We start from the raw sequence: 19834 nt of genomic DNA, 5'->3' as shown, positions 1-19834 counted from the left end.
CATGCCGAAGCTGCTGATCGTCCACCACACGCCGTCGCCCTCGACGCAGGCGATGTTCGAAGCCGTGCTCTCCGGCGCGAACCATCCGGACATCGAGGGCGTCGACGTCGTGCGCCGCGCGGCGCTGGGCGCGACCGTGCCCGACGTCCTGGAGGCCGACGGCTACCTGCTCGGCACCCCGGCGAATCTCGGCTACATGTCCGGCGCGCTGAAGCACTTCTTCGACACCGTCTATTACCCGTGCCTGGATTCCACGCGGGGGCGTCCGTTCGGGTTCTTCGTGCACGGCAACAGCGACACGTCCGGCACCGTGCGCGGGATCGAGGCCATCACGACCGGCCTCGGCTGGGAAAGCGCGGCCTCGCCGGTGCTCGTCACCGGCGAACCGGGCAAAGCGGATCTCGAGGCCTGTTTCGAATTGGGCGGCACCCTGGCCGCCACGCTCATGCCCTGACCCCCGCCCGCATTTCGTCCTCTGAATGCGGTGAAAGTAAAGGGGCCTGTCACCGGAAGCCCTGGGGGTCGACCTCCGGCAACAGGCCTAGGCCAAGGGTTCGCCGTGATGGCGATCAACCTTGGCTGCCTCAGCGTACTACATCCGGCACGATCTTGTGCACCCACCGGAAAAAACGGCTCTCACTCCGGCGTCCGTACACCCCCAGGGCACGGATTCCGGAGTGAGAGACCGGACACGGCACGAAACCGCTTGACAACTGTAAACCACTGCATACATGCGCTGTCAACAGCTGCGGACAGGCTGTATCGCGTTACACTCCAACTACGGAACGGGACTACGGAACGGTTGGGGGGTCATGTCGCCGTATCAGACCTTCGCCCAGAAACTGACCGCGCTGATCGATTCGGTGCGCGCGGACGAAGGCGCCCCGCACAGCTATCGCGAGCTGTCCGCGGCGATCGACCGTGCCGGCGGGCCCACCATGTCGCCCGCGTACCTCCAGCAGCTCGCCACGGGCAAACGGGTCAATCCGAAGATCCACTACGTCGAAGCGCTGGCGAAACTGTTCGGGGTGCCGATCACGTACTTCTTCGACGAGCAGGAGCCCCAACCGGTCGGAGAGGCGACGCTCATGGCCATGCGCGCACAGGAACTGTCCCCGCAGGGCCGTCGTCAGGTGATGGACCTGCTGGAGCTCGTCGAACGCTACGAACGGGCCGAGCGCGAGCAGCCGGAAGAGAACCGATGAAGGAACGGGAACTCCGCAAACGCTGCCGCAAGATGCTGAACAAGCTCGACATCGAGCCGCCGCTCGACGTCGGCGTGCTCTGCGAACGGCTCGGCGAACAGCGCGGCAGGCCGATCCGCCTGATGCCGTATCCGCTGGAGGTCCCCGGCCCGTTCGGCTGCTGGATCGCCACCGGTTCGGCGGACTACATCTTCTTCCAGCAGGAGACCACGAAGTCCCACCAGGACCACATCATCCTGCACGAACTCGGGCATATGCTCGCCGATCACCATCCCGGCGGCGACGCCGAACCCGCCGACTTCCTGCGCGGCCCCGCCCCCGGCCTCGACGGCGACGCGGTACACCGCGCTTTACGCCGCACCTCCTACGATGAGGCGCACGAATGGGAAGCCGAGACCGTGGCGACCATCATCCTCGAATGGGCGTCGGTCTTGAACTACACGATTCCCCGTCGCGCCGACGACGATGACGTCCGCCGCGTCCAAGGCGCGCTGGGCGACCATCAAGGGTGGCTGTGACTCCACTGTTCTCCCCCATCAACGTCGTGGCGATGGTGCTGTTCGCGACCGCGCTCGCCTGGCGGATCTACCAGACCTACCGAGCACCCCGCCTGCTGCCGAACTGGGCGATCACGATCACGATCGTCTGCGTCGCAGGCTCCTTCCTCGCCCAGCAGAAGGTCATCGTCGGCTGGCTCGACGACCTGACCGGCAAGGGCACCGGCCGCCTGGTCAACAACGTCCTGCTCGCGATCGGCGTCTGCGCGCTGTTGATCGTGTTCCTCGGCTCCGCACTGGGCCCGCGCAGGCCGGGGCGGGTCCTGTTCGAGCTGATCCCGTTGTCCGGCGCGATCGCGCTGATGCTGGTCGCCATGGCCGTCACCCCGCCGGAGGTGCGGGGGCTGGCGCTGAGCCCGAAGCTTGTGCACGTCCCTGGGGTGGCGCTGTTCTACCTCGGCGCCGGGATCTACCTGATCTACGGCCTCGCCGCCTGCGCCTGGTGGATCTTCCGGTACATCCGCACCGCGGACCGCCATCTGAAGATCGGGCTGAAACTCAGCGCCGCCGGGCTGATCTGCCTTTCCGTCGGCAGCGTCTTCCGCGCACTCTACATCGTGATCGCCTGGGCGTTCGGGCCGTCGATCCCGCTCCTGCTCACCGTCGCCGTCCCGCTGGTGCTCCTCGGGATCGTGCTGTTCCTCGCCGGGATCACCTATCCCGGCGCCCGTGCGCGGTTCGCCGCGCTGCGCCGCCGCCGTCAGCACCGGCGGCATCACGACGAGCTCACCCCGCTGTGGACCGCGCTGGCCGGGATCTACCCGAACATCGTGCTCCGGACCACGCCGCAGGGCGCGTGGGAGCGGTGGCGTCCGCGTACGGTCCACCGCCGGTACTACCGCCGGGTGATCGAGATCCGCGACGGGCTCGTGCAGCTGAGCCCCTATCTGGAAACCGATCTGACCGCACTCGCCGCGGACGATCCGCACGCGGCGGCGGAAGCGCTCAAGCGGGCGATCGCCCGGCAGACCGCGGGCGAGGAGACCGACGGGCGCGCGAAACTCGTGCTCCCCGGTGGCGCCTCCGACATCGAATCCGACGTGCGGCCGCTGCTCGCACTCTCCGCCGCCGTCTCCAGGAGCGACGCATGACGAAACAGCTTTTGCTGACGGCGAGCCGGATCCTGCCGCGTCCGAGCACGCCGGTCGAAGACGGCGCCGTGCTCGTCGAGGGCGACCGCATCCTCGCGGCGGGCCCGCGCGCCGAGGTCGCGGCACAGGCGTCGCCGGAGGCCGAGAAACTCGACTTCCCCGGCGCGACCCTGTTGCCCGGCCTGTTCAACGCCCACGTGCACCTGGCGTTCGACGCCACCCGCGAGATGCTGCCGAACTTCCTGGCGAGCGACGACGAGACCCTGCGCAAGGGCGCCAAGGATCGCCTGGGGCAACTACTGCGCAGCGGCGTCACGACGGTGCGGGATCTCGGCGATCGCGGCGCTTTGGGCGCGCGGGTCCGCGCGGAACTCGAAGGCACCGCCGCGCCGCGTCTGCTGACCGCCGGATCACCCCTGACCGTCCTCAATGGACACTGCCACTTCTTCGGCGGCGAGGTCGGCGACGACGACGCGATCCGGGCCCTGATCGACGCGAACGCGGCCGCCGGCGCGGACGTGATCAAGGTGATGGCCAGCGGCGGCCAGATCACCGAGGGCGGCGCGGACATGTGGGAGTCCCAGTTCGACGTCCGGGCGCTGCGCCTGATCGTCGAGCACGCGGGGCGCCACGGGCTCCCGGTCGCGGCGCACGCCCACGGCACCGACGCGATCGAGGCGTCGGTCGAGGCGGGTGTGGCGACCATCGAGCACTGCACCTGGATGACCGGACCGCAGCGGCAGGACCGGCGCGAAGGCGTCGCCAAGCGGATGGCCGCCGAGGGCATCGCGGCCTGTTCGACCAGCAGCCGCAACTGGCGGATGCTGGCCGAGCGCATGGGCGAGGAGCTCGCGAAGACCGTCTACGGCAGGCTGTCCTGGCTGGAGGAGCTGGGTGTCCCGCTCCTCGCGGGCACGGACGCCGGCTTGCCCGGTTCGGTCTTCGACGATCCCGTCGGCGCCCTCGAACTCTACGAATGGCTCGGTTTCGGCAGGCGCCGGATCCTGGAGATCGCGACCGAGGACTCCGCCGCCGGGCTCGGCCTCGGCGAGGTGACCGGACGGCTCGCCCCGGGGCTGAGTGCCGATGTCCTGGCGGTCGACGGAGATCCGCTCGCCGATCTTTCCGCCCTGCGGAACCTGCGTTTGGTGCTTTCGCGCGGCGTTCGGGCCTGATTCCCGGAAAGGGACGCCGAGTTTGGTGACAGCGTTTTAAAACAGTGTTATCGTTGCCTCATGGAAGGACCGATCAAACTCTTCACCGTCATCGCCCTCGTTTCGCTGCCGACGGTGATGTACGGCGGCTACGCGCTGATGGGTGTCCTGCGCGACAAGAAGCTGACCGAACACCAGCGCGGGATGTTCCGCGCCGGCCACGCGCACGCCGGCGTCCTGCTGGTCCTCGCGCTGGTCGCGCTGCAGATCCTCGGGCAGACCGGGCTCCCGGACACCGCGCGATGGATCGTCTGCTTCCTGCTGCTGTTCGGCGTGCTCGCCCAGTCCGGCGGCTTCTTCCTGCACCTCGCACCGGGCAAGGGCAAGCTCGGCGGGCGGGTCACCGGCGCCGGGGCGGTGCTGCTCGGGGCGGCGATCCTGACCACCGCGTACGGCGTGGCCTTCCCCTGACAAAACCACTGGCAACGGCTCGTTAAGCTTGTTGACGTGCCTGAATACCTGCCGACAGCCCCCGCCAAGGGGACCCGCGACTTCCTGCCCGCCGAGATGTCCGTCCGGACGCAGGTGTTCGGCCATCTCTACGACGTGCTCGAACTGCGGGGTTTCCTCCGCTACGACGGGCCGATCCTCGAACCCGCCGAGATCTACGAGCGGAAGTCCGGACAGGAGATCGCCGACCAGCAGCTGTACACGCTGACCACCAAGGGCGGCGAGCGGCTGGCGCTGCGCCCGGAGATGACGCCGTCGGTCGCCAGGATGATCGCGGGCAACGCCAAATCGCTGCAGTTCCCGGTGCGCTGGTACAGCCACCCGAACTGCCACCGCTACGAGCGGCCGCAGCGCGGGCGGGTCCGCGAGCACTGGCAGATCAACGCGGACATCTTCGGTTCGGACAGCGCGAACTGCGAGATCGAGATCTTCGAGCTGGTCCACGACATGATGAGCGCGCTCGGGGCGACCCCGGACATGTTCCAGGTGCGGGCCAACGACCGGAACCTGCTCTCGTCGGCGCTCACCGACATCGTCGGCGTGACCGCGGAGCAGCTGCCGCAGGTGTTCACCCTGGTGGACCGCTGGGAGAAGTCGGACCGCACGAAGCTGAGCGACACCGCGACCGAGATCGGGTTGACCGACAAGCAGTTCGAGAAGCTGACCGAGATCCTGTCCTCGGGCTCGGCCCTGCTCGACGAGCTGCCGGAGCAGGTCAAGGAGAACTCGAACCTGGTCAAGGTGCTGAACAGCGGCGCCGCGGACCTCATCACGTTCGATCCGATGATCGTGCGCGGGCTCGCGTACTACACGTCGACCGTGTTCGAGGTCTTCGACACCTCCCCGGAGAACCGTCGTGCCCTCTTCGGTGGCGGCCGGTACAGCGACCTGGCGTCGTTGTTCACGTCGCAGCAGATCCCCGGGATCGGCTTCGGCATGGGCGACGTCACGCTGATCGACTTCCTCGACACGCACGGCCTCACCCCGAAGCCGCGCAGCGAGGTCGACGTCGTCGTGATCCCGGTGACCGAAGAGCTCACCGACGCCTCGCGCGAGGTCGCCGGACGGCTCCGGAAGGCCGGTCTGCGCACGTCCACGCCGGTCGAGCTCCGCAAGCTGGGCAAGGAGCTCACCCGGGCGGACAAGGCCGGGGCGCGGGCCGTGGTGATCGTGGGCCAGGAGGACTGGGACGCCGGGAACGTGACGGTGCGCGGTCTCGCGACCCGCGAACAGCAGACCGTGGCCCTCGACGGCGTGGTCGACGCGGTCAACTCCTCGCTCTGACAAACGAAAAAGCCGGCGCCCTTTCCGGGAGCGCCGGCTTTTTTCGTGTTCAGCGGGACAGCAGGCGCATGGCCGCTTCGGGGTAGCGCTCCCCCGCGACCGCGTCGGCGGGGACCGCCTCTTCGATCGCGGCGATGTCCTCGGCGGTCAGGTTCAGGCCGACGGACGCGACGTTCTCTTCGAGATACTTGCGACGCTTCGTACCCGGGATCGGCACGACGTCGTCACCCTGCGCCTGCACCCACGCGAGCGCGAGCTGACCGGCGGTGACGCCCTTCTGCTCGGCCAGCGCGCGCAACGCCTCGACGATCGCCAGGTTCCGCTCCAGGTTGCCCTCGGCGAACCGCGGCTGGGTCGTCTGACGGAAGTCACCGTCCGCGAAGTCCTCTTTGGACTTGAAGCGGCCGGTGAGGAAACCGCGGCCCAGCGGGGAATACGGCACCAGCCCGATGCCGAGTTCGCGGCAGACCGGGACGACCTCGTTCTCGATGTCGCGCGACCACAGCGACCATTCCGTCTGCACGGCCGTCACCGGATGCACGGCGTGCGCCCGCCGGATCGTCTCCGGACCGGCCTCGGACAACCCGATGTGCCGGATCTTCCCCTGCTCGACCAGCGAGGACAGCGCACCCGCGGTCTCCTCGATCGGCACCTCCGGGTCGACGCGGTGCTGGTAGTAGAGGTCGATATGGTCGACGTCCAGCCGGCGCAGCGACGCCTCGACCTGTTGCCGTACATAGAATTCGTCGCCGCGGATGCCGCGCTTCGACGGATCCGCCTCATCGCGCACGATGCCGAATTTGGTCGCCAGCACGACTTGGTCGCGCTTGCCCGCGAGGGCGCGGCCGACCAGTTCCTCGTTGCGGCCGAAGCCGTACATGTCGGCGGTGTCGATCAGAGTGACGCCCAGCTCGATCGCGCGGTGGATCGTCGCGATGGATTCGGTGTCGTCACCTTGGCCGTAGAACTCGCTCATGCCCATGCAGCCGAGCCCTTGCGCGCCGACTTCCAGCGTGCCGAGCCCGCGGGTGGGCAGGGTGGAACCCGTCATGATTTCTTCTCGCACTTCTCTCGGGTTATTTGCCGGCCGCGCGGGCGAGCCGCTCCGGGTAACGCTCACCGGCGATCGCCTCGAGGGGCGCGGCCTTTTCGATGGCTTCGATGTCCACTTCGGACAGTTCCAGCTCCGCGGCGGCGGTGTTCTCTTCGAGGTACTTGCGGCGCTTGGTACCCGGGATCGGCACGACGTCGTCGCCCTGCGCCTGCACCCAGGCGAGCGCGAGCTGTCCGGCGGTGACGCCCTTCTGCTCGGCCAGCGCGCGCAGCGCCTCGACGATGGCCATGTTGCGCTCGAAGTTGCCCTCGGCGAACCGGGGCAGCCCGCGGCGCATGTCGTCCTCCGGAAGGTCCTTCACCGACGTCACGCTGCCGGTGAGGAAACCGCGGCCGAGCGGCGAGAACGGCACGATGCCGACGCCCAGCTCACGCGCGGTCGAGAGGATCTCCCCCTCGATGCCGCGCGTCCACAGCGACCACTCGCTCTGCAGCGCGGTCACCGGGTGGACGGCGTGCGCGCGACGGATGGTCTCGGCGCTGGCCTCGGAGATCCCGGCGAAACGGATCTTGCCTTCCTGAACCAGCTCCGCGAGCGCGCCCCAGGTCTCCTCGACCGGCGTGTCCGGGTCGACGCGGTGCTGGTAGTAGAGGTCGATGTGGTCGACGTTCAACCGGCGAAGGGACTCTTCGCAGCTCTGCTTGACGTACGCCGCGTCGCCGCGAGCGGACATCCCGCCGTCTTTGTCCCAGACGATGCCGAACTTGGTCGCCAGCACGACCTGGTCCCGTTTGCCCGCGATCGCGCGGCCGACCAGCTCCTCGTTCGCTCCCGCGCCGTAGACGTTCGCGGTGTCGAGCAGGGTCACACCCAGTTCGAGGGCGCGGTGGACGGTGGCGATCGACTCCGTGTCGTCGTCGCGGACACCGTAGGCCTGGCTCATCCCCATGCAGCCGAGCCCCTGCGCCCCGACTTCCAGACCGCCGAGCCTCCTGGTGCTGATCACGCTGAAATTCCCTCCACGGTGGCTCCGGTGCCGAGCACCTTGCGCTCCACCTGGTCGTAGTGGTCGATCTTGTAGTCGAGGATGTCGAGGCAGGCCTGCAGCTCGGCGATCCTCTCGGCGACGGAGGTGCGCTGGTCGACGAGGATCGACTTGCGCCGCCCCGCGCTCGCCGCCCCGTGGTGACGCAGGGAGGCGTACTCCCGCATCCGCTTGATGGGCATGCCGGTCAGGCGCAGTTTGGTCAGGAACCCCAGCCATCCGAGGTCGTCGTCGGTGTAGGCGCGCCGGCCCGCGGCGTCCCGCGCCGGGGGCTCGACGAGTTTGATGCGCTCGTAGTACCGGAGAGTGTCGATGGACAGTCCGCTACGTCGCGCGGCTTCCGCTATCGAGTAGCTCATGTGAACGACACTACGACCTGGAGTGCGCTCCAGGTCAACTCCGAATCCGAGCGATTGATAACAGCGTTGCGTTACGCTGGGATCATGCCCCGCCCCAGGACGCACGACGAGAACCTCCGGCTGAAACTGCTGGACCGCGCCGGTGAGCTCATCTCGGCCGACGGCCCGAAGGCGCTCAGCCTCCGCAAACTGGCCGCCGACGTCGGCACGTCCACCACCGCGGTCTACTCGCTCTTCGGTGGGAAGACGGATCTCGTCAGCGCGCTCTTCACCGAGGGCTTCCGCCGGTTCGGACGGCGGATGTCGGGGGTCACGCTGAGCGGTGACCCGGTCGAGGACCTGGTGCGGCTGGGCGTCGCGTACCGGGAAAGCGCGCTGGCCGACCCGCATCTCTACGCGATCATGTTCACGAAGTCGGTGCCGGGTTTCGAGCCGGCGGATGAAACGGCGGGCCAGGCGCGCGCCACGATGGCGCCGCTCGAGGAGACGATCCGCAAGGCCGTCGCCGACGGCGCCTTCCTCGACGTGCCGCCCGAGGTCATCGCCGTGAGCTGCTGGGGCATCGTGCACGGGCTCGTGTCGCTGGAGCTGAACGGGAACCTGCCCGACGAGTTCACCGTGAGCGCGGCTTACGAGGCCGCGCTGCGGGCGAACGCTTCGGGCTGGCTACGTCGCGTTTAGCCCGCTAAACGCGATCCGCCGCGGGATGCCGTGAAGGCCTCCTTGCCTACCTTCAGGGTAGGGAAGGAGGCCTTCACTACCTCGACGGTCGGTACCGGATCGCGTTTAGCCCGCTAAACGCGATCTGCCTGCGGCGCCCTCCAGCCCACGCGCGTGAAGGCCTCCTTCCCTCGGCTGAGCCGAGGGAAGGAGGCCCAGCAAGCCCAAAGCAACGCATCGCGTTTAGCGGGCTAAACGCGATGCGGGCACTCAGTACAACGGAAGGCTGCCTTCGTGGAGCGTCTTCCCCTCGGCATCGAGAACGACGACGCCCACCTGCGCGTTCGGGTCCATCGCTCCCGGAAGCTCCGGCCGCCAGACCGCGAAGGTCCCTTCGGTGACCGTCGCGTCGACCTTCTTACCCGCTCCGAAGTCGAGCTTCACCGTGGTCGCGGCCCGCGGGACGACCCCGACGAACGGGGTCTGCGCGTTGCCCGACCCGCCCTGTTCGGCGGCGCCGAGCGTTTCGGTCGACAGTTTGCGCACCGGTGGCCGCTCGGCCGCCAGGTCGGCGAAGACGCGGTAGTACTCGCTCGTTCCGTCGCGGTAGCCAAGCCCGCCTTGGCAGACGACGACCCTGTCGCCGAGCCGCGCGGTCACCACCTTGACGCCGTTGCCTTCGAGCAGCGTTCCGATCTCGTACACGTCCTCGTCCGGCAACGGTTCCGACGCTCCGGCGATACAGGTCTTGAAGAACTCCCCCGCCGGCGTGTCCCGGATCGGCACCACCGGCGGGATGCGATCGATATCCGTCACGACCGGCTCGGGCGCGGGCAGGAGGACGTGTGGCGCGTCGGTGACGGCGTCGTTCGAGTCCCCGGTGTACGGCCCGACCGAGTACGTCGTCGAGGAAGGCTTGGACTGCGAGATCTCCACGAACAGGTTCCCAGGCCGGAACACGCGCACCTCGGTCGAGCCCGTCGTGTCGGCGGTCCGGCCGAAGAGTTCCATCTTGTCCCAGCCGGGGTCGGCCACCCCCGCGACCGTTCCGGCGCGGGTCATCAGCAGCGCGGCCGCCTTGGTCCCCGCCGAGTACGACGGGGAGGCGTCCGGGTCGGACACCGTCACGGTGATCGCCGTGGTTTCGCAGAAGAAGACCTTGTCGCCCGCGCGCACCGCGACGACCGTGATGGACGTCCAGGAGGGAGCGGTGGTGAACTGCGGCACCCACTCGTCACGGGCCGGAAAGCCGGCCGCCCTGCCCTTCTTCTCGATCGCGGCCCAGCACCGGTCCATCGCCGTCACGGCCTTCGGCCAGTCGAGGGAGAAGTCAGGGTTCGCGACGACGGGGCCCTGCCCGTCCGGCTCCCGGATGACCACGGTCGCGACCAGCGCACCCGCGAGCACCAGGACGACGGCGGCGGCCGCGGCGACGATCGGCCATCGCCGCCGCGCGGGTTTTCCCATTCCCTCCCGCAGCGTCATCCGCAGGTTGTCCAGCACTTCCGGAGGAAGTTCACGCCTGCCCGGCAGGCCGAGGTCGTCGGTCATTTCTCCTCCAGGGCGGCCCGCAGCTGGGCGCGGGCCCGCGAGATGTGGGCGCGAACGGTCACCTCGGCGACGCCGAGCAGTTCGGCGGCGTCCGGCACGGAGAGATCGCCGAGCAGGCAGAGTTCGACGGCTTGTCGTTGCGACTTCGGCAGTTTCGCGACCAAGGCGAGCACGTGCCGGAGACGGTCCTCGCCGTCGAGCTGATCGACGACGGTGTCGGCGTGGTCGGACACCGACCGCGGTTCCGGCAGCCGCCGGACGAGCCGCAGCCGCCGCCCGGCACCGCGGTGTTCGGTGCGCGCGAGGTTGCCCACGACGGTGTACAGCCAGGGCAGCGCGCTGTCGCGGACGAGCGTGATGTCCGCCCTGCGCCGCCAGGCGGTGAGGAAGGCCGCCGACGTCAGGTCTTCGGCCGACGCCCATGACCCCGTCAGCCGGTAGGCGTGGTTCCACACCGACTGGACATGCCGTTCGAACAGCTCGGTGAACGCGCCGTGATCACCGCCCGCGGCCGTCCGCCACAGCTCCGTGTCGCTCCTGTCGGAAGGAGGTTCGCGTGAGTCCACCGGCACCCCCACCGTTCCGGTCACTGTTCTGGTCACATCTGTCAGTGACCGGCAACGGCGGAGATGTTGCGGATCGCGTTTAGCCCGCTAAACGCGATCCGGGGTCAGACGGCTCCGTACTGCCGGTCCCCCGCGTCCCCGAGCCCCGGCACGATGAACCCGGAATCGTTCAGCCGCTCGTCGATGCTCGCGGTCACCACCCGCAGCGGCAGCCCGGTCTTCTCCAGATGCTCGATGCCCTCGGGCGCCGCCAGCGCGCAGATCGCCGTGACGTCGGTGGCGCCGCGGTCGGTGAGCAGCCGGATCGTGTACTCCATCGACCCGCCGGTCGCCAGCATCGGGTCGAGCACCATCACCGGCCGGTCGGCGAGCGATTCGGGCAGCGATTCGAGGTACGGCGTCGGCTTGAGGGTCTCCTCGTCGCGGGCGAGGCCGACGAAACCCATCTGGGCGTCGGGGATCAGCTTGTGCGCCTGATCCGCCATCCCGAGCCCGGCGCGCAGCACCGGCACGAGCAGCGGCGGGCTCGCCAGCGCGTAGCCGTCGGTGCGCGCCACCGGCGTGTGGATCCGCTCGATCCGCACCGGCATGTCGCGCGTGGCTTCGTAGACCAGCATGACGGTCAGTTCGTGCAGCGCCGCGCGGAAGGCGGCGCTGTCGGTGCGCGCGTCGCGCATGGTGGAGAGCCTGGCCTTGGCCAGCGGGTGATCAACGACGTGCACATCCATGCCGGTCAATTTAGCCGTTCACGCCTGCCGCGCGAACCAGCCGACCCAGCGGCGCTGCCAGGGCGTCTCCACCGAACGCTTGTCGTGGTTGGCTCGCGCCCAGGCCACGGCTTCGTCGGCGCTCAGCCCGGAAAGGGTGGCGAGGCAGGACAGCACCGTGCCGGTCCGCCCGACTCCGCCGTAACAGGCGACCTCGACCCCTTCACCCCTCGCCGCCCGCTCGTGCAGGTCGACGATGCGCCGCCGCGCGTCCGCCCAGTCCGTCGGCAGCAGGAAGTCGGGCCAGCGGATCCACGCCCGGTCCCAGTCCATTTTGTGATCGTGTTTCCGGCGCAGCTTCGCGCCGCCCAAATACAGTCCGAAATCCGGCGAGGGCCCGTCCGGCCAGGGACGCCCCAGGCCCCGTCCGCGCACCTTGATCCCGTCCGGCAGCTCGACGGCGCCGGGTAGTGAGTTCCCCATCTCGGGAGGATGCCACTGTCGACCATAAGATGGACGCTCGGCCCTCCCGTCGGCGCTAGGCTCCTCCGCGTGAGTGAAGAACCGGCCCTGCCGGGCCCCGAACAGATGCGCATCTCCGACGCCGATCGCGAGCAGGTCGCGCAGGTGCTGCACGCGGCGATGTCCGAAGGGCGCATCACCATCAACGAGCTGGAAGAGCGGCTCACCACCGTGTACGCGGCCAAGACCGTCGGCGACCTCAAGCCGGTCACCGCGGATCTGCCGCAGCAGTCACGGTCGGCGATCGAGCCGGCGACGTCGCGCGCGCTCGGCCTGCCCGACGACCGCATCGGCGGGCATCCCGGCTCCGGCGCGTCGATCGCCGTCATGTCCGGCGCGTCGCGCAAGGGCAGCTGGGTCGTCCCGCCGCAGCACAACAGTTTCGCGTTCTGGGGCGGCGCCGAACTCGACCTGCGGCACGCGCGGTTCGCCGAGAAGCATTCGACGATCACCGCGGTCGCGATCATGGGCGGGATCGACATCATCGTGCCCGACGACATCAACGTGGACGTCACCGGAATCGGCTTCATGGGCGCGTTCGAGCTGGAAGACCGTGCCGGGACGCCCGCGGCGCCGCCGACGGCGCCCACCGTGAAGATCACCGGCCTGGCATTCTGGGGTGGGGTCGTCGTCAAGCGGAAGCCACGCAAGAAGGACGTACCTGAAATCGAAGGCTGAACACAACCTGGGGGATATCCGATGCGTCGAAGTTTCGTCGCGATCGCTTGTGCCGCAATGCTTTCCGTCACCGCCTTTCCGGCAGCGGCAGCCGGGAAGACCGATCCGCGCCAGACCGCGATGGACGCGGCGGTCGCAGCGGGCATCCCCGGCATGGTCGCCGTCGCCGACGATTTCCGCGGTGTCAGCGGCGTCGCGGACATCGAGCGTCCCGGCAAGCCCGACGCGTCGGGCCGCTGGCGGATCGCGAGTGTGTCCAAGGTGTTCGTCGCGACACTGGTCCTGCAGCTCGTGGCGGAGAAGCGTGTCGGGCTCGACGAGCCCGTCCAGCGCTCTCTGCCCGGATTGCTGCCGTATCCGGAGCCGATCACCGTCCGCCAGCTGCTGCAGCACACCAGCGGCCTCCCGCGCGACCTGGCCCCCGAGGACACCTGGGCCTCCGGTCCGGAGGTCGACACCGAACGCTTCGAGCACTTCGACAGCGACGACCAGATCCGCCTGAGCGTCACGAAGCAGCCGCTGCAGTTCAAACCCGGGACGAGCTGGGCGTACTCGAACACCGGCTACAACGTCCTCGGCCTGCTGGTCGAGAAGACCACGCGCAAGCCGCTGGAACGCGCGCTCGCCGAACGGATCACCGGGCCGCTGCACCTGCGCGACACCTCGCTGCCCCGCGACTTCCCGTTCCTGATCCGCCCGGCCGCCCGCGGCTACGAGCAGCTGTACGACGCGCCGCGCGGCCTCACCGACGTCACCACCTACAACTACTCGCGCTACTTCGGCGCGGGCGGCATGGTGTCTTCGGGCAAGGACCTCAACCGCTTCTTCGAGGCGCTGTTCGGCGGCCGCCTGCTGCCCGCGGACCTGCTGAAGCAGATGAAGACGACGGTCCCGGCGGGCGGTATGGAGTACGGCCTCGGCCTGATGAAGCTGAACCTCAAGACCGCGGGCGCCTGTGCGGACGACCACGTCGTCTGGGGTCACGGCGGCGATCTGCCGGGCTTCAACACCCTCAGCTTCCACGACGACTCCGGCAAGGACATCTCCACGCTGGCCACCGTCGACCTCACCGTGTCGCCGGACGCCGCGCTCAAGCGCCAGCTGCCCATGGTCAGCGAGTTCTGCACCCCGGTGGCGCCCTCGACCAGGGCCGTCGCCCAGGCCCCGGTGCCCAGCTTGTAGGCCGCTTACACTCACCCGTATGACAGCTACGACCAGCTCGTCAGCGGCGACGGCCACCCCGTCGCCGCTGGCGGACGCGACTCGCGACGAGGCGAGCCTGCGCCGGTTCCTGCACGGGCTGCCTGGTGTCGACCAGGTCGGCGTCGAGCAGCGGGCGGCGGGACTCGGCACGCGCAGCATCAAGAAGGCCGCCAAGCTCTGGGCGATCGACACCGCCATCTCGATGGTCGACCTGACGACCCTCGAAGGCGCCGACACCCAGGGCAAGGTCCGCGCGCTCGCGGCCAAGGCCAAGCGGCCGGACCCGGAACGCCCGGACACCCCGCAGGTCGCGGCCGTCTGCGTGTACCCGGACATGGTCGAGACGGCTGTCGAGGCGCTTCGCGGCACCGGCATCCACGTCGCGAGTGTGGCCACCGGCTTCCCGGCCGGCCGCACGAGCCGCGAGATCAAGCTGGCCGACACCAAGATCGCCGTGGACGCCGGCGCCGCCGAGATCGACATGGTGATCGATCGAGGCGCGTTCCTGGAAGGCCGTTACCTGGAGGTCTTCGAGGAGATCCAGGCGATCAAGGCCGCCTGTGGCAGCGCTCACCTCAAGGTCATCCTCGAAACCGGTGAGTTGGCCACCTACGACAACGTCCGCCGCGCGTCCTGGCTCGCGCTGCTGGCGGGCGGCGACTTCATCAAGACCTCCACCGGCAAGGTTTCGCCCGCCGCGACGCTGCCGGTCACCCACGTGATGCTGCAGGCCGTCCGCGACTGGTTCGTCCAGACCGGTGAACTGCGCGGCGTCAAACCGGCCGGTGGCATCCGGACGACCAAGGACGCGATCAAGTACCTGGTCGCGGTGCACGAGGTCGCCGGCGAGCAGTGGCTGAACCCGGACCTCTTCCGGTTCGGGGCGTCCAGCCTGCTCAACGACCTCCTGCTGCAGCGCCGCACCCAGGCCGACGGCCACTACAGCGGTCCCGACTACGTGACGGTGGACTGATCCATGGGCATCTTCGAGTACGCGCCCGCGCCCGAATCGCGCGACCTCGCGAACCTCAAGTCGCATTACCGGCCGTTCGTGAACGGCGAATTCGTCGACGGCTCGGGCGAGCCGCTCAAGACGATCAACCCGGCCACCGAAGAGGTGCTCGCTGAGGTCGACACCGCGTCGGTGTCCGATGTGGACACCGCGGTGAAGGCCGCGCGCAAGGCGTACAACAATGTCTGGTCGAAAATGCCGGGCTCCGAGCGCGCCAAGTACCTGTTCCGCATCGCGCGCCTGATCCAGGAACGGTCGCGGGAGCTGGCCGTGCTGGAAAGCCTCGACAACGGCAAGCCGATCAAGGAATCGCGTGATTCCGACGTGCCGACGGCCGCCGCGCACTTCTTCTACCACGCGGGTTGGGCCGACAAGCTCGATTACGCGGGCTACGGCCCGAACCCGAAGCCGCTCGGCGTCGCGGGCCAGGTCATCCCGTGGAACTTCCCGCTGCTGATGCTGGCGTGGAAGATCGCGCCCGCGCTGGCCACCGGCAACACCGTGGTGCTCAAGCCCGCGGAGACCACGCCGCTGACCGCGCTCGTGTTCGCGGAGATCTGTCAGCAGGCCGAACTCCCGCCCGGCGTGGTCAACATCCTGCCCGGCGCCGGGGACATCGGCGCCGCGCTGGTCGGCCACGGCGACGTGAACAAGGTCGCCTTCACCGGATCGACCGAGGTCGGCAAGGCCATCCAGCGCCAGATCGCGGGTACCGCGAAGAACCTGACGCTGGAGCTGGGCGGCAAGGCGGCGAACGTCGTCTTCGATGACGCTCCGCTGGACCAGGCCGTCGAGGGGATCGTCAACGGGATCTTCTTCAACCAGGGCCACGTCTGCTGCGCGGGTTCGCGCCTGCTGGTGCAGGAATCCGTCGCCGAGGAGGTCCTCGAAAAGCTGCGCCACCGCGTTTCGACGCTGCGGCTGGGCGACCCGCTGGACAAGAACACCGACATCGGCGCGATCAACTCCGCCGAGCAGCTCGCGAAGATCAAGGGGCTCGTGGAGTCCGGCGACGCCGAGGGCGCGCAGCGCTGGACGAGCCCGTGCCCGGTGCCGGAACGCGGTTTCTTCTTCGCTCCCACGGTGTTCTCCGACGTCCAGCAGTCGATGCGCATCGCCCGCGAGGAGATCTTCGGGCCGGTGCTCTCGGTGCTGACCTTCCGCACGCCGGACGAGGCCGTCACCAAGGCGAACAACACGCCGTACGGGCTCTCCGCCGGAATCTGGACCGAAAAGGGCTCGCGCATTCTCTGGATGGCGAACCAGCTCCGCGCCGGCGTCGTCTGGGCCAACACGTTCAACCGCTTCGATCCCGCCGCGCCGTTCGGCGGCTACCAGGAGTCGGGTTTCGGCCGCGAAGGCGGACGCACCGGACTGGAGGCCTACCTCGATGTCTGACCGTATTTCGGTGGCGAAGACCTACAAGCTCTACATCGGCGGCAAGTTCCCGCGTTCGGAGTCGGGCCGGGTGTACCCGGTCACCGACACCAAGGGCAAGTTCCTGGCGAACGCCTCGCACGCGTCGCGCAAGGACGTCCGTGACGCGGTTTCGGCCGCCCGCAAGGCTTTCGGCGGCTGGTCGGCGGCGACCGCCTACAACCGCGGCCAGGTGCTGTACCGAGTGGCGGAGATGCTGGAAGGCCGCCGCGAACAGTTCGTCGCGGAGGTGTCCGCGTCCGAAGGCGTCGCGGCGAAGAAGGCTCAGTCCATTGTGGACGCCTCGATCGACCGATGGGTCTGGTACGCGGGCTGGACGGACAAGATCGCGACCGTGCTCGGCGCGGCCAACCCGGTCGCGGGCCCGTACTTCTCCTTCACCGTGCCGGAACCGACCGGTGTCGTGGGCGTGCTCGCGCCGCAGCAGTCGTCGCTGCTGGGTCTGGTGAGCGTGCTGGCCCCGGTGCTGGCGACCGGCTCGACCGCGGTGGTCGTCTCCAGCGCGGACCGGCCGCTGCCCGCGATCACGCTTTCGGAGGTCCTGGCGACGTCCGACCTGCCCGGCGGCGTCGCGAACATCCTGACCGGCCGCGCGTCGGAGCTGGGCTCGTGGCTGGCGTCGCACGGCGACGTCAACGCCCTCGACCCGACCGGCGCGGAGCCGTCCGCGCGGGCGGATCTGGCTCGTGAGGCCGCTGGCACCGTGAAGCGGGTCCTGACCATCCCGGACACCGAGCCGGACTGGACCGCCGACGCCGACATCGCGCGACTGCGGCGATACCTGGAGGCGAAGACCGTCTGGCACCCGCTGGGTGTCTGAGCCGGCCCGTTTTCCGCACTTGGACAGCTGACCGCGGGGCAAATGTCAGGAAAGGGTCGTTCAGGACGTTTTATGTCCTGAACGACCCTTTCCTGACATCCGGGACCTCACGGGCTCACGGATCGAGATCGGCCCCGGTCAGCACCCGGCCCGGCAGCGGCTCGTTCGAGCCCACGGCCCGCAACCCGTCGATCATGATCCCGATGCACCGCCTCGTCGCCATCCGCGCGACCTCCTCGCCCTTGCCGGGCATCTGCCGCAGCAGCGTCGCGAACAGGATCGCGACGTCACCGGTGGCGACGTCCGTCCGGAGCCTGCCCTCCGCCTGCGCGCCCTGGACGAACGAGTCCATGACCAGGAGCAACTCGTCACGCAGGGCCTTGATCGCGGGGTCGCTCTTCAGGATCACCAGCGCCCGCGGCGAGACCATCGCGAGCTGAATGCTCAGCTGTAGTTCCATCGACTGGTGCAGGAGCCGGATCAGCGCTTCCCAGTCCGAGGACTCCTGGTCCTTCGCGGCCTTCGCGTCCCTGAGAACCCGGTCGAAGTTGTCGACGGCGACCGCCCGGATCAGCGCGTCCCGATCCGGGAAGCGCCGGTAAAGGGTGCCGACTCCGACGCCGGCCGAGCGCGCGATCTCCTCCATCGGGACCTCGGCGCCCTGGGCGGCGAAGATGACTCTCGCGGCGGCCAGGATCTGATCCCGGTTCCGGCGCGCGTCGGCACGCAAGCGGGTCTCGGGGTCGGCTGTCATGGTCCTCGCCTCTCGAAGGTCCTTCAGGGCCGTGATTCTCGCACGTAAGGGCGTGCCCTTCACGCCTCCCGCGAAACCACCCCTTCGCGAGTGGACGACCTGTCTCCACTTGAGTACCTTGGGTGCATAAGCGGAATGAAACCATCCGCATACGTTTTGGGGCTCGCTGTCCGATATCGCCCGAACCCACCCGACATTCTGGGGAAGGACAACCCGATGACCGACGTCGAGGAAACCACCGCGACCTTGCCGCTGGCGCGTAAATGCCCGTTTTCGCCACCTCCCGAATACGAGACGCTTCGCGAGGAAAGTCCGATTTCCCGGGTCGGTCTCCCGTCCGGGCAAACGGCGTGGGCACTCACCCGGCTCGAAGACATCCGCGAAATGCTGAGCAGCCCGCATTTCAGCTCCGACCGGCGTAATCCGTCGTTCCCGCTGCTGGTGGCGCGCCCGGTCCGCTCGGAGGACGACTCGTTCCGCCCGTCCCTCATCGGAATGGATCCGCCGGAGCACAGCCAGGCCCGGCGCGACGTCGTCGGCGAATTCACGGTCAAACGCATGAAGGCGTTGCAGCCGCGGATCCAGCAGATCGTCGACGAGCATATCGACGCCCTGCTCGCCGGACCCAAACCCGCCGACCTGGTCCAGGCGCTTTCCCTGCCGGTTCCGTCGCTGGTGATCTGCGAACTGCTCGGCGTTCCCTATGCGGACCACGATTTCTTCCAGTCGTGCAGTTCCCGCATGCTCAACCGGGAGGTCAGCCCCGAAGAGCGGCAGACGGCGTTCGAGGGCCTCCGGAACTATCTCGACGACCTCGTCACCAAGAAGGAAGCGAACGCCACCGAGGACGATCTCCTCGGCCGTCAGATCCTGAAGCAGCGTGAATCGGGCGAAGCCGACCACGGCGAACTCGTCGGTCTGGCGTTCCTGCTGCTCATCGCCGGACACGAGACCACCGCGAACATGATCTCGCTCGGCACGGTGACCCTGCTGGAGAACCCGGATCAGCTGGCGAAGATCAAGGCGGATCCGGACAAGACCCTCGCCGCGATCGAAGAACTCCTGCGGGTGTTCACGATCGCCGAGTCGGCGACCTCGCGCTTCGCCACCGCGGACGTCGAGATCGGCGGCACGCTCATCCGCGCGGGTGAAGGCGTCATCGGCCTGAGCAACGCGGGCAACCACGATCCGGCCGGCTTCGAGAACCCGGACACCTTCGACATCGAGCGCGGCGCGCGGCATCACGTCGCCTTCGGATTCGGTGTGCACCAATGCCTCGGGCAGAACTTGGCGAGGTTGGAACTCCAGATCGTGTTCGATACGTTGTTCCGGCGAGTGCCGGGCATCCGGATCGCCGTACCGGTCGACGAACTGCCGTTCAAGCACGATTCGACGATCTACGGCCTCCACGCCCTGCCGGTCACCTGGTAGGAGGAGCCATGAAGATCATCGCGGACACCGGGAAATGCGTCGGAGCGGGCCAGTGCGTGCTCACCGATCCCGATCTGTTCGACCAGAACGAGGACGACGGGACGGTCCTTCTGCTGAACGCCGAGCCCGAGGGCGAAGAGGCGGAGGAGAACGCGCGCACCGCCGTGCACATCTGTCCGGGGCAGGCCTTGTCGCTCGCGTGAGGCGTGGGGGTCGTGAGTGGCGTTTCGGGTT

General features: G+C 68.6%; 23 protein-coding genes. 15 read left to right on the top strand and 8 right to left on the bottom strand.

Annotated features, from left to right (window positions below):
- The first annotated feature begins 1 nt into the window (after position 1).
- The 7 genes from AMK34_RS28740 to hisS all read left to right on the top strand — a co-directional run bounded on the left by AMK34_RS28740 (position 2) and on the right by hisS (position 5801).
- Entirely contained in the window at positions 2 to 454 is a 453-nt protein-coding gene (locus AMK34_RS28740; protein WP_038519348.1) for a flavodoxin family protein, read from the top strand.
- A gap of 358 nt (positions 455 to 812) precedes the next feature.
- Positions 813 to 1205, top strand: coding sequence for a helix-turn-helix domain-containing protein (locus AMK34_RS28735; RefSeq protein WP_038519350.1), 393 nt, complete (start codon positions 813 to 815; stop codon positions 1203 to 1205).
- Positions 1202 to 1723 (top strand): hypothetical protein, encoded by a 522-nt coding sequence (locus tag AMK34_RS28730; protein ID WP_016331300.1) that lies wholly within the window; start codon positions 1202 to 1204, stop codon positions 1721 to 1723. Before AMK34_RS28735 ends, AMK34_RS28730 begins: the two co-directional genes overlap by 4 nt.
- A complete protein-coding gene (locus tag AMK34_RS28725) occupies positions 1720 to 2853 on the top strand; it encodes an MAB_1171c family putative transporter (protein ID WP_073847442.1) in 1134 nt (377 codons plus the stop codon). The genes AMK34_RS28730 and AMK34_RS28725 overlap by 4 nt, the downstream gene beginning before the upstream one ends.
- The gene (locus tag AMK34_RS28720) at positions 2850 to 4028 is read left to right on the top strand and encodes an amidohydrolase family protein (protein ID WP_073847441.1); all 1179 of its coding nucleotides are present in this window, start codon (positions 2850 to 2852) and stop codon (positions 4026 to 4028) included. Before AMK34_RS28725 ends, AMK34_RS28720 begins: the two co-directional genes overlap by 4 nt.
- Positions 4029 to 4088: 60 nt before the next feature.
- Positions 4089 to 4478 carry a hypothetical protein gene (locus AMK34_RS28715; protein WP_073847440.1) on the top strand — a complete coding sequence of 130 codons (390 nt, stop codon included), beginning with the start codon at positions 4089 to 4091 and terminating at the stop codon, positions 4476 to 4478.
- Between the two features lie 36 nt (positions 4479 to 4514).
- On the top strand, positions 4515 to 5801 hold the full coding sequence (gene hisS / locus AMK34_RS28710) for a histidine--tRNA ligase (protein ID WP_073847439.1): 1287 nt from the start codon (positions 4515 to 4517) through the stop codon (positions 5799 to 5801).
- 49 nt (positions 5802 to 5850) lie between these two features.
- Here hisS and AMK34_RS28705 read toward each other — a convergent pair whose 3' ends face one another.
- Genes AMK34_RS28705 through AMK34_RS28695 form a run of 3 tightly spaced genes read right to left on the bottom strand, consistent with a single transcriptional unit; the run spans position 5851 to position 8259 of the window.
- Positions 5851 to 6852, bottom strand: coding sequence for an aldo/keto reductase (locus AMK34_RS28705; protein ID WP_073847438.1), 1002 nt, complete (start codon positions 6850 to 6852; stop codon positions 5851 to 5853).
- A 25-nt stretch (positions 6853 to 6877) separates the two neighbouring features.
- Positions 6878 to 7861, bottom strand: a complete 984-nt coding sequence (locus tag AMK34_RS28700; protein ID WP_073847437.1) for an aldo/keto reductase — start codon at positions 7859 to 7861, stop codon at positions 6878 to 6880.
- Positions 7858 to 8259 (bottom strand): MerR family transcriptional regulator, encoded by a 402-nt coding sequence (locus AMK34_RS28695; protein WP_005165508.1) that lies wholly within the window; start codon positions 8257 to 8259, stop codon positions 7858 to 7860. The genes AMK34_RS28700 and AMK34_RS28695 overlap by 4 nt, the downstream gene beginning before the upstream one ends.
- 84 nt (positions 8260 to 8343) lie before the next feature.
- On the opposite strand from AMK34_RS28695, the gene AMK34_RS28690 reads away from it, so the two are divergent.
- Complete coding sequence (locus AMK34_RS28690; protein WP_038519371.1) at positions 8344 to 8940, top strand: TetR/AcrR family transcriptional regulator; 597 nt, start codon at positions 8344 to 8346, stop codon at positions 8938 to 8940.
- Between the two features lie 249 nt (positions 8941 to 9189).
- On the opposite strand, the gene AMK34_RS28685 is transcribed toward AMK34_RS28690, so the two are convergent.
- The 4 genes from AMK34_RS28685 to AMK34_RS28670 form a co-directional block, all read right to left on the bottom strand.
- A complete protein-coding gene (locus AMK34_RS28685) occupies positions 9190 to 10470 on the bottom strand; it encodes a hypothetical protein (protein WP_073847436.1) in 1281 nt (426 codons plus the stop codon).
- Positions 10467 to 11060: an RNA polymerase sigma factor gene (locus AMK34_RS28680; RefSeq protein WP_051972682.1), complete on the bottom strand. Its 594-nt coding sequence runs from the start codon at positions 11058 to 11060 to the stop codon at positions 10467 to 10469. The genes AMK34_RS28685 and AMK34_RS28680 overlap by 4 nt, the downstream gene beginning before the upstream one ends.
- Positions 11061 to 11140: 80 nt before the next feature.
- Positions 11141 to 11764, bottom strand: coding sequence for a uracil phosphoribosyltransferase (gene upp / locus AMK34_RS28675; protein WP_037332384.1), 624 nt, complete (start codon positions 11762 to 11764; stop codon positions 11141 to 11143).
- An 18-nt stretch (positions 11765 to 11782) separates the two neighbouring features.
- Positions 11783 to 12226, bottom strand: a complete 444-nt coding sequence (locus AMK34_RS28670; protein ID WP_073847435.1) for a protein-tyrosine phosphatase family protein — start codon at positions 12224 to 12226, stop codon at positions 11783 to 11785.
- 105 nt (positions 12227 to 12331) lie between these two features.
- On the opposite strand from AMK34_RS28670, the gene AMK34_RS28665 reads away from it, so the two are divergent.
- The 5 genes from AMK34_RS28665 to AMK34_RS28645 are packed head-to-tail and all read left to right on the top strand — an operon-like array spanning position 12332 to position 17415.
- Positions 12332 to 12943, top strand: a complete 612-nt coding sequence (locus AMK34_RS28665; RefSeq protein ID WP_038524446.1) for a DUF1707 SHOCT-like domain-containing protein — start codon at positions 12332 to 12334, stop codon at positions 12941 to 12943.
- Between the two features lie 21 nt (positions 12944 to 12964).
- On the top strand, positions 12965 to 14125 hold the full coding sequence (locus AMK34_RS28660; protein ID WP_073847434.1) for a serine hydrolase domain-containing protein: 1161 nt from the start codon (positions 12965 to 12967) through the stop codon (positions 14123 to 14125).
- Positions 14126 to 14144: 19 nt separating this feature from the next.
- Positions 14145 to 15119 carry a deoxyribose-phosphate aldolase gene (deoC, locus tag AMK34_RS28655; protein WP_016331285.1) on the top strand — a complete coding sequence of 325 codons (975 nt, stop codon included), beginning with the start codon at positions 14145 to 14147 and terminating at the stop codon, positions 15117 to 15119.
- Positions 15120 to 15122: 3 nt separating this feature from the next.
- Positions 15123 to 16556: an aldehyde dehydrogenase family protein gene (locus AMK34_RS28650; RefSeq protein ID WP_073847433.1), complete on the top strand. Its 1434-nt coding sequence runs from the start codon at positions 15123 to 15125 to the stop codon at positions 16554 to 16556.
- Positions 16549 to 17415, top strand: coding sequence for an aldehyde dehydrogenase family protein (locus AMK34_RS28645; RefSeq protein ID WP_073847432.1), 867 nt, complete (start codon positions 16549 to 16551; stop codon positions 17413 to 17415). The genes AMK34_RS28650 and AMK34_RS28645 overlap by 8 nt, the downstream gene beginning before the upstream one ends.
- A gap of 115 nt (positions 17416 to 17530) precedes the next feature.
- On the opposite strand, the gene AMK34_RS28640 is transcribed toward AMK34_RS28645, so the two are convergent.
- A complete protein-coding gene (locus AMK34_RS28640; protein WP_073847431.1) occupies positions 17531 to 18169 on the bottom strand; it encodes a TetR/AcrR family transcriptional regulator in 639 nt (212 codons plus the stop codon).
- A 216-nt stretch (positions 18170 to 18385) separates the two neighbouring features.
- On the opposite strand from AMK34_RS28640, the gene AMK34_RS28635 reads away from it, so the two are divergent.
- Entirely contained in the window at positions 18386 to 19600 is a 1215-nt protein-coding gene (locus AMK34_RS28635) for a cytochrome P450 (RefSeq protein WP_038519390.1), read from the top strand.
- Positions 19601 to 19608: 8 nt separating this feature from the next.
- Complete coding sequence (locus AMK34_RS28630) at positions 19609 to 19803, top strand: ferredoxin (RefSeq protein ID WP_037332400.1); 195 nt, start codon at positions 19609 to 19611, stop codon at positions 19801 to 19803.
- The last annotated feature ends 31 nt before the right edge of the window (positions 19804 to 19834 follow it).

This window comes from Amycolatopsis sp. CB00013 (genome assembly GCF_001905755.1).
GTDB classification, from domain to species: Bacteria; Actinomycetota; Actinomycetes; order Mycobacteriales; family Pseudonocardiaceae; genus Amycolatopsis; species Amycolatopsis japonica.
Note: the sequence above shows the minus strand (reverse complement) of the source record. Positions and strands in the feature narration are given on the sequence as shown.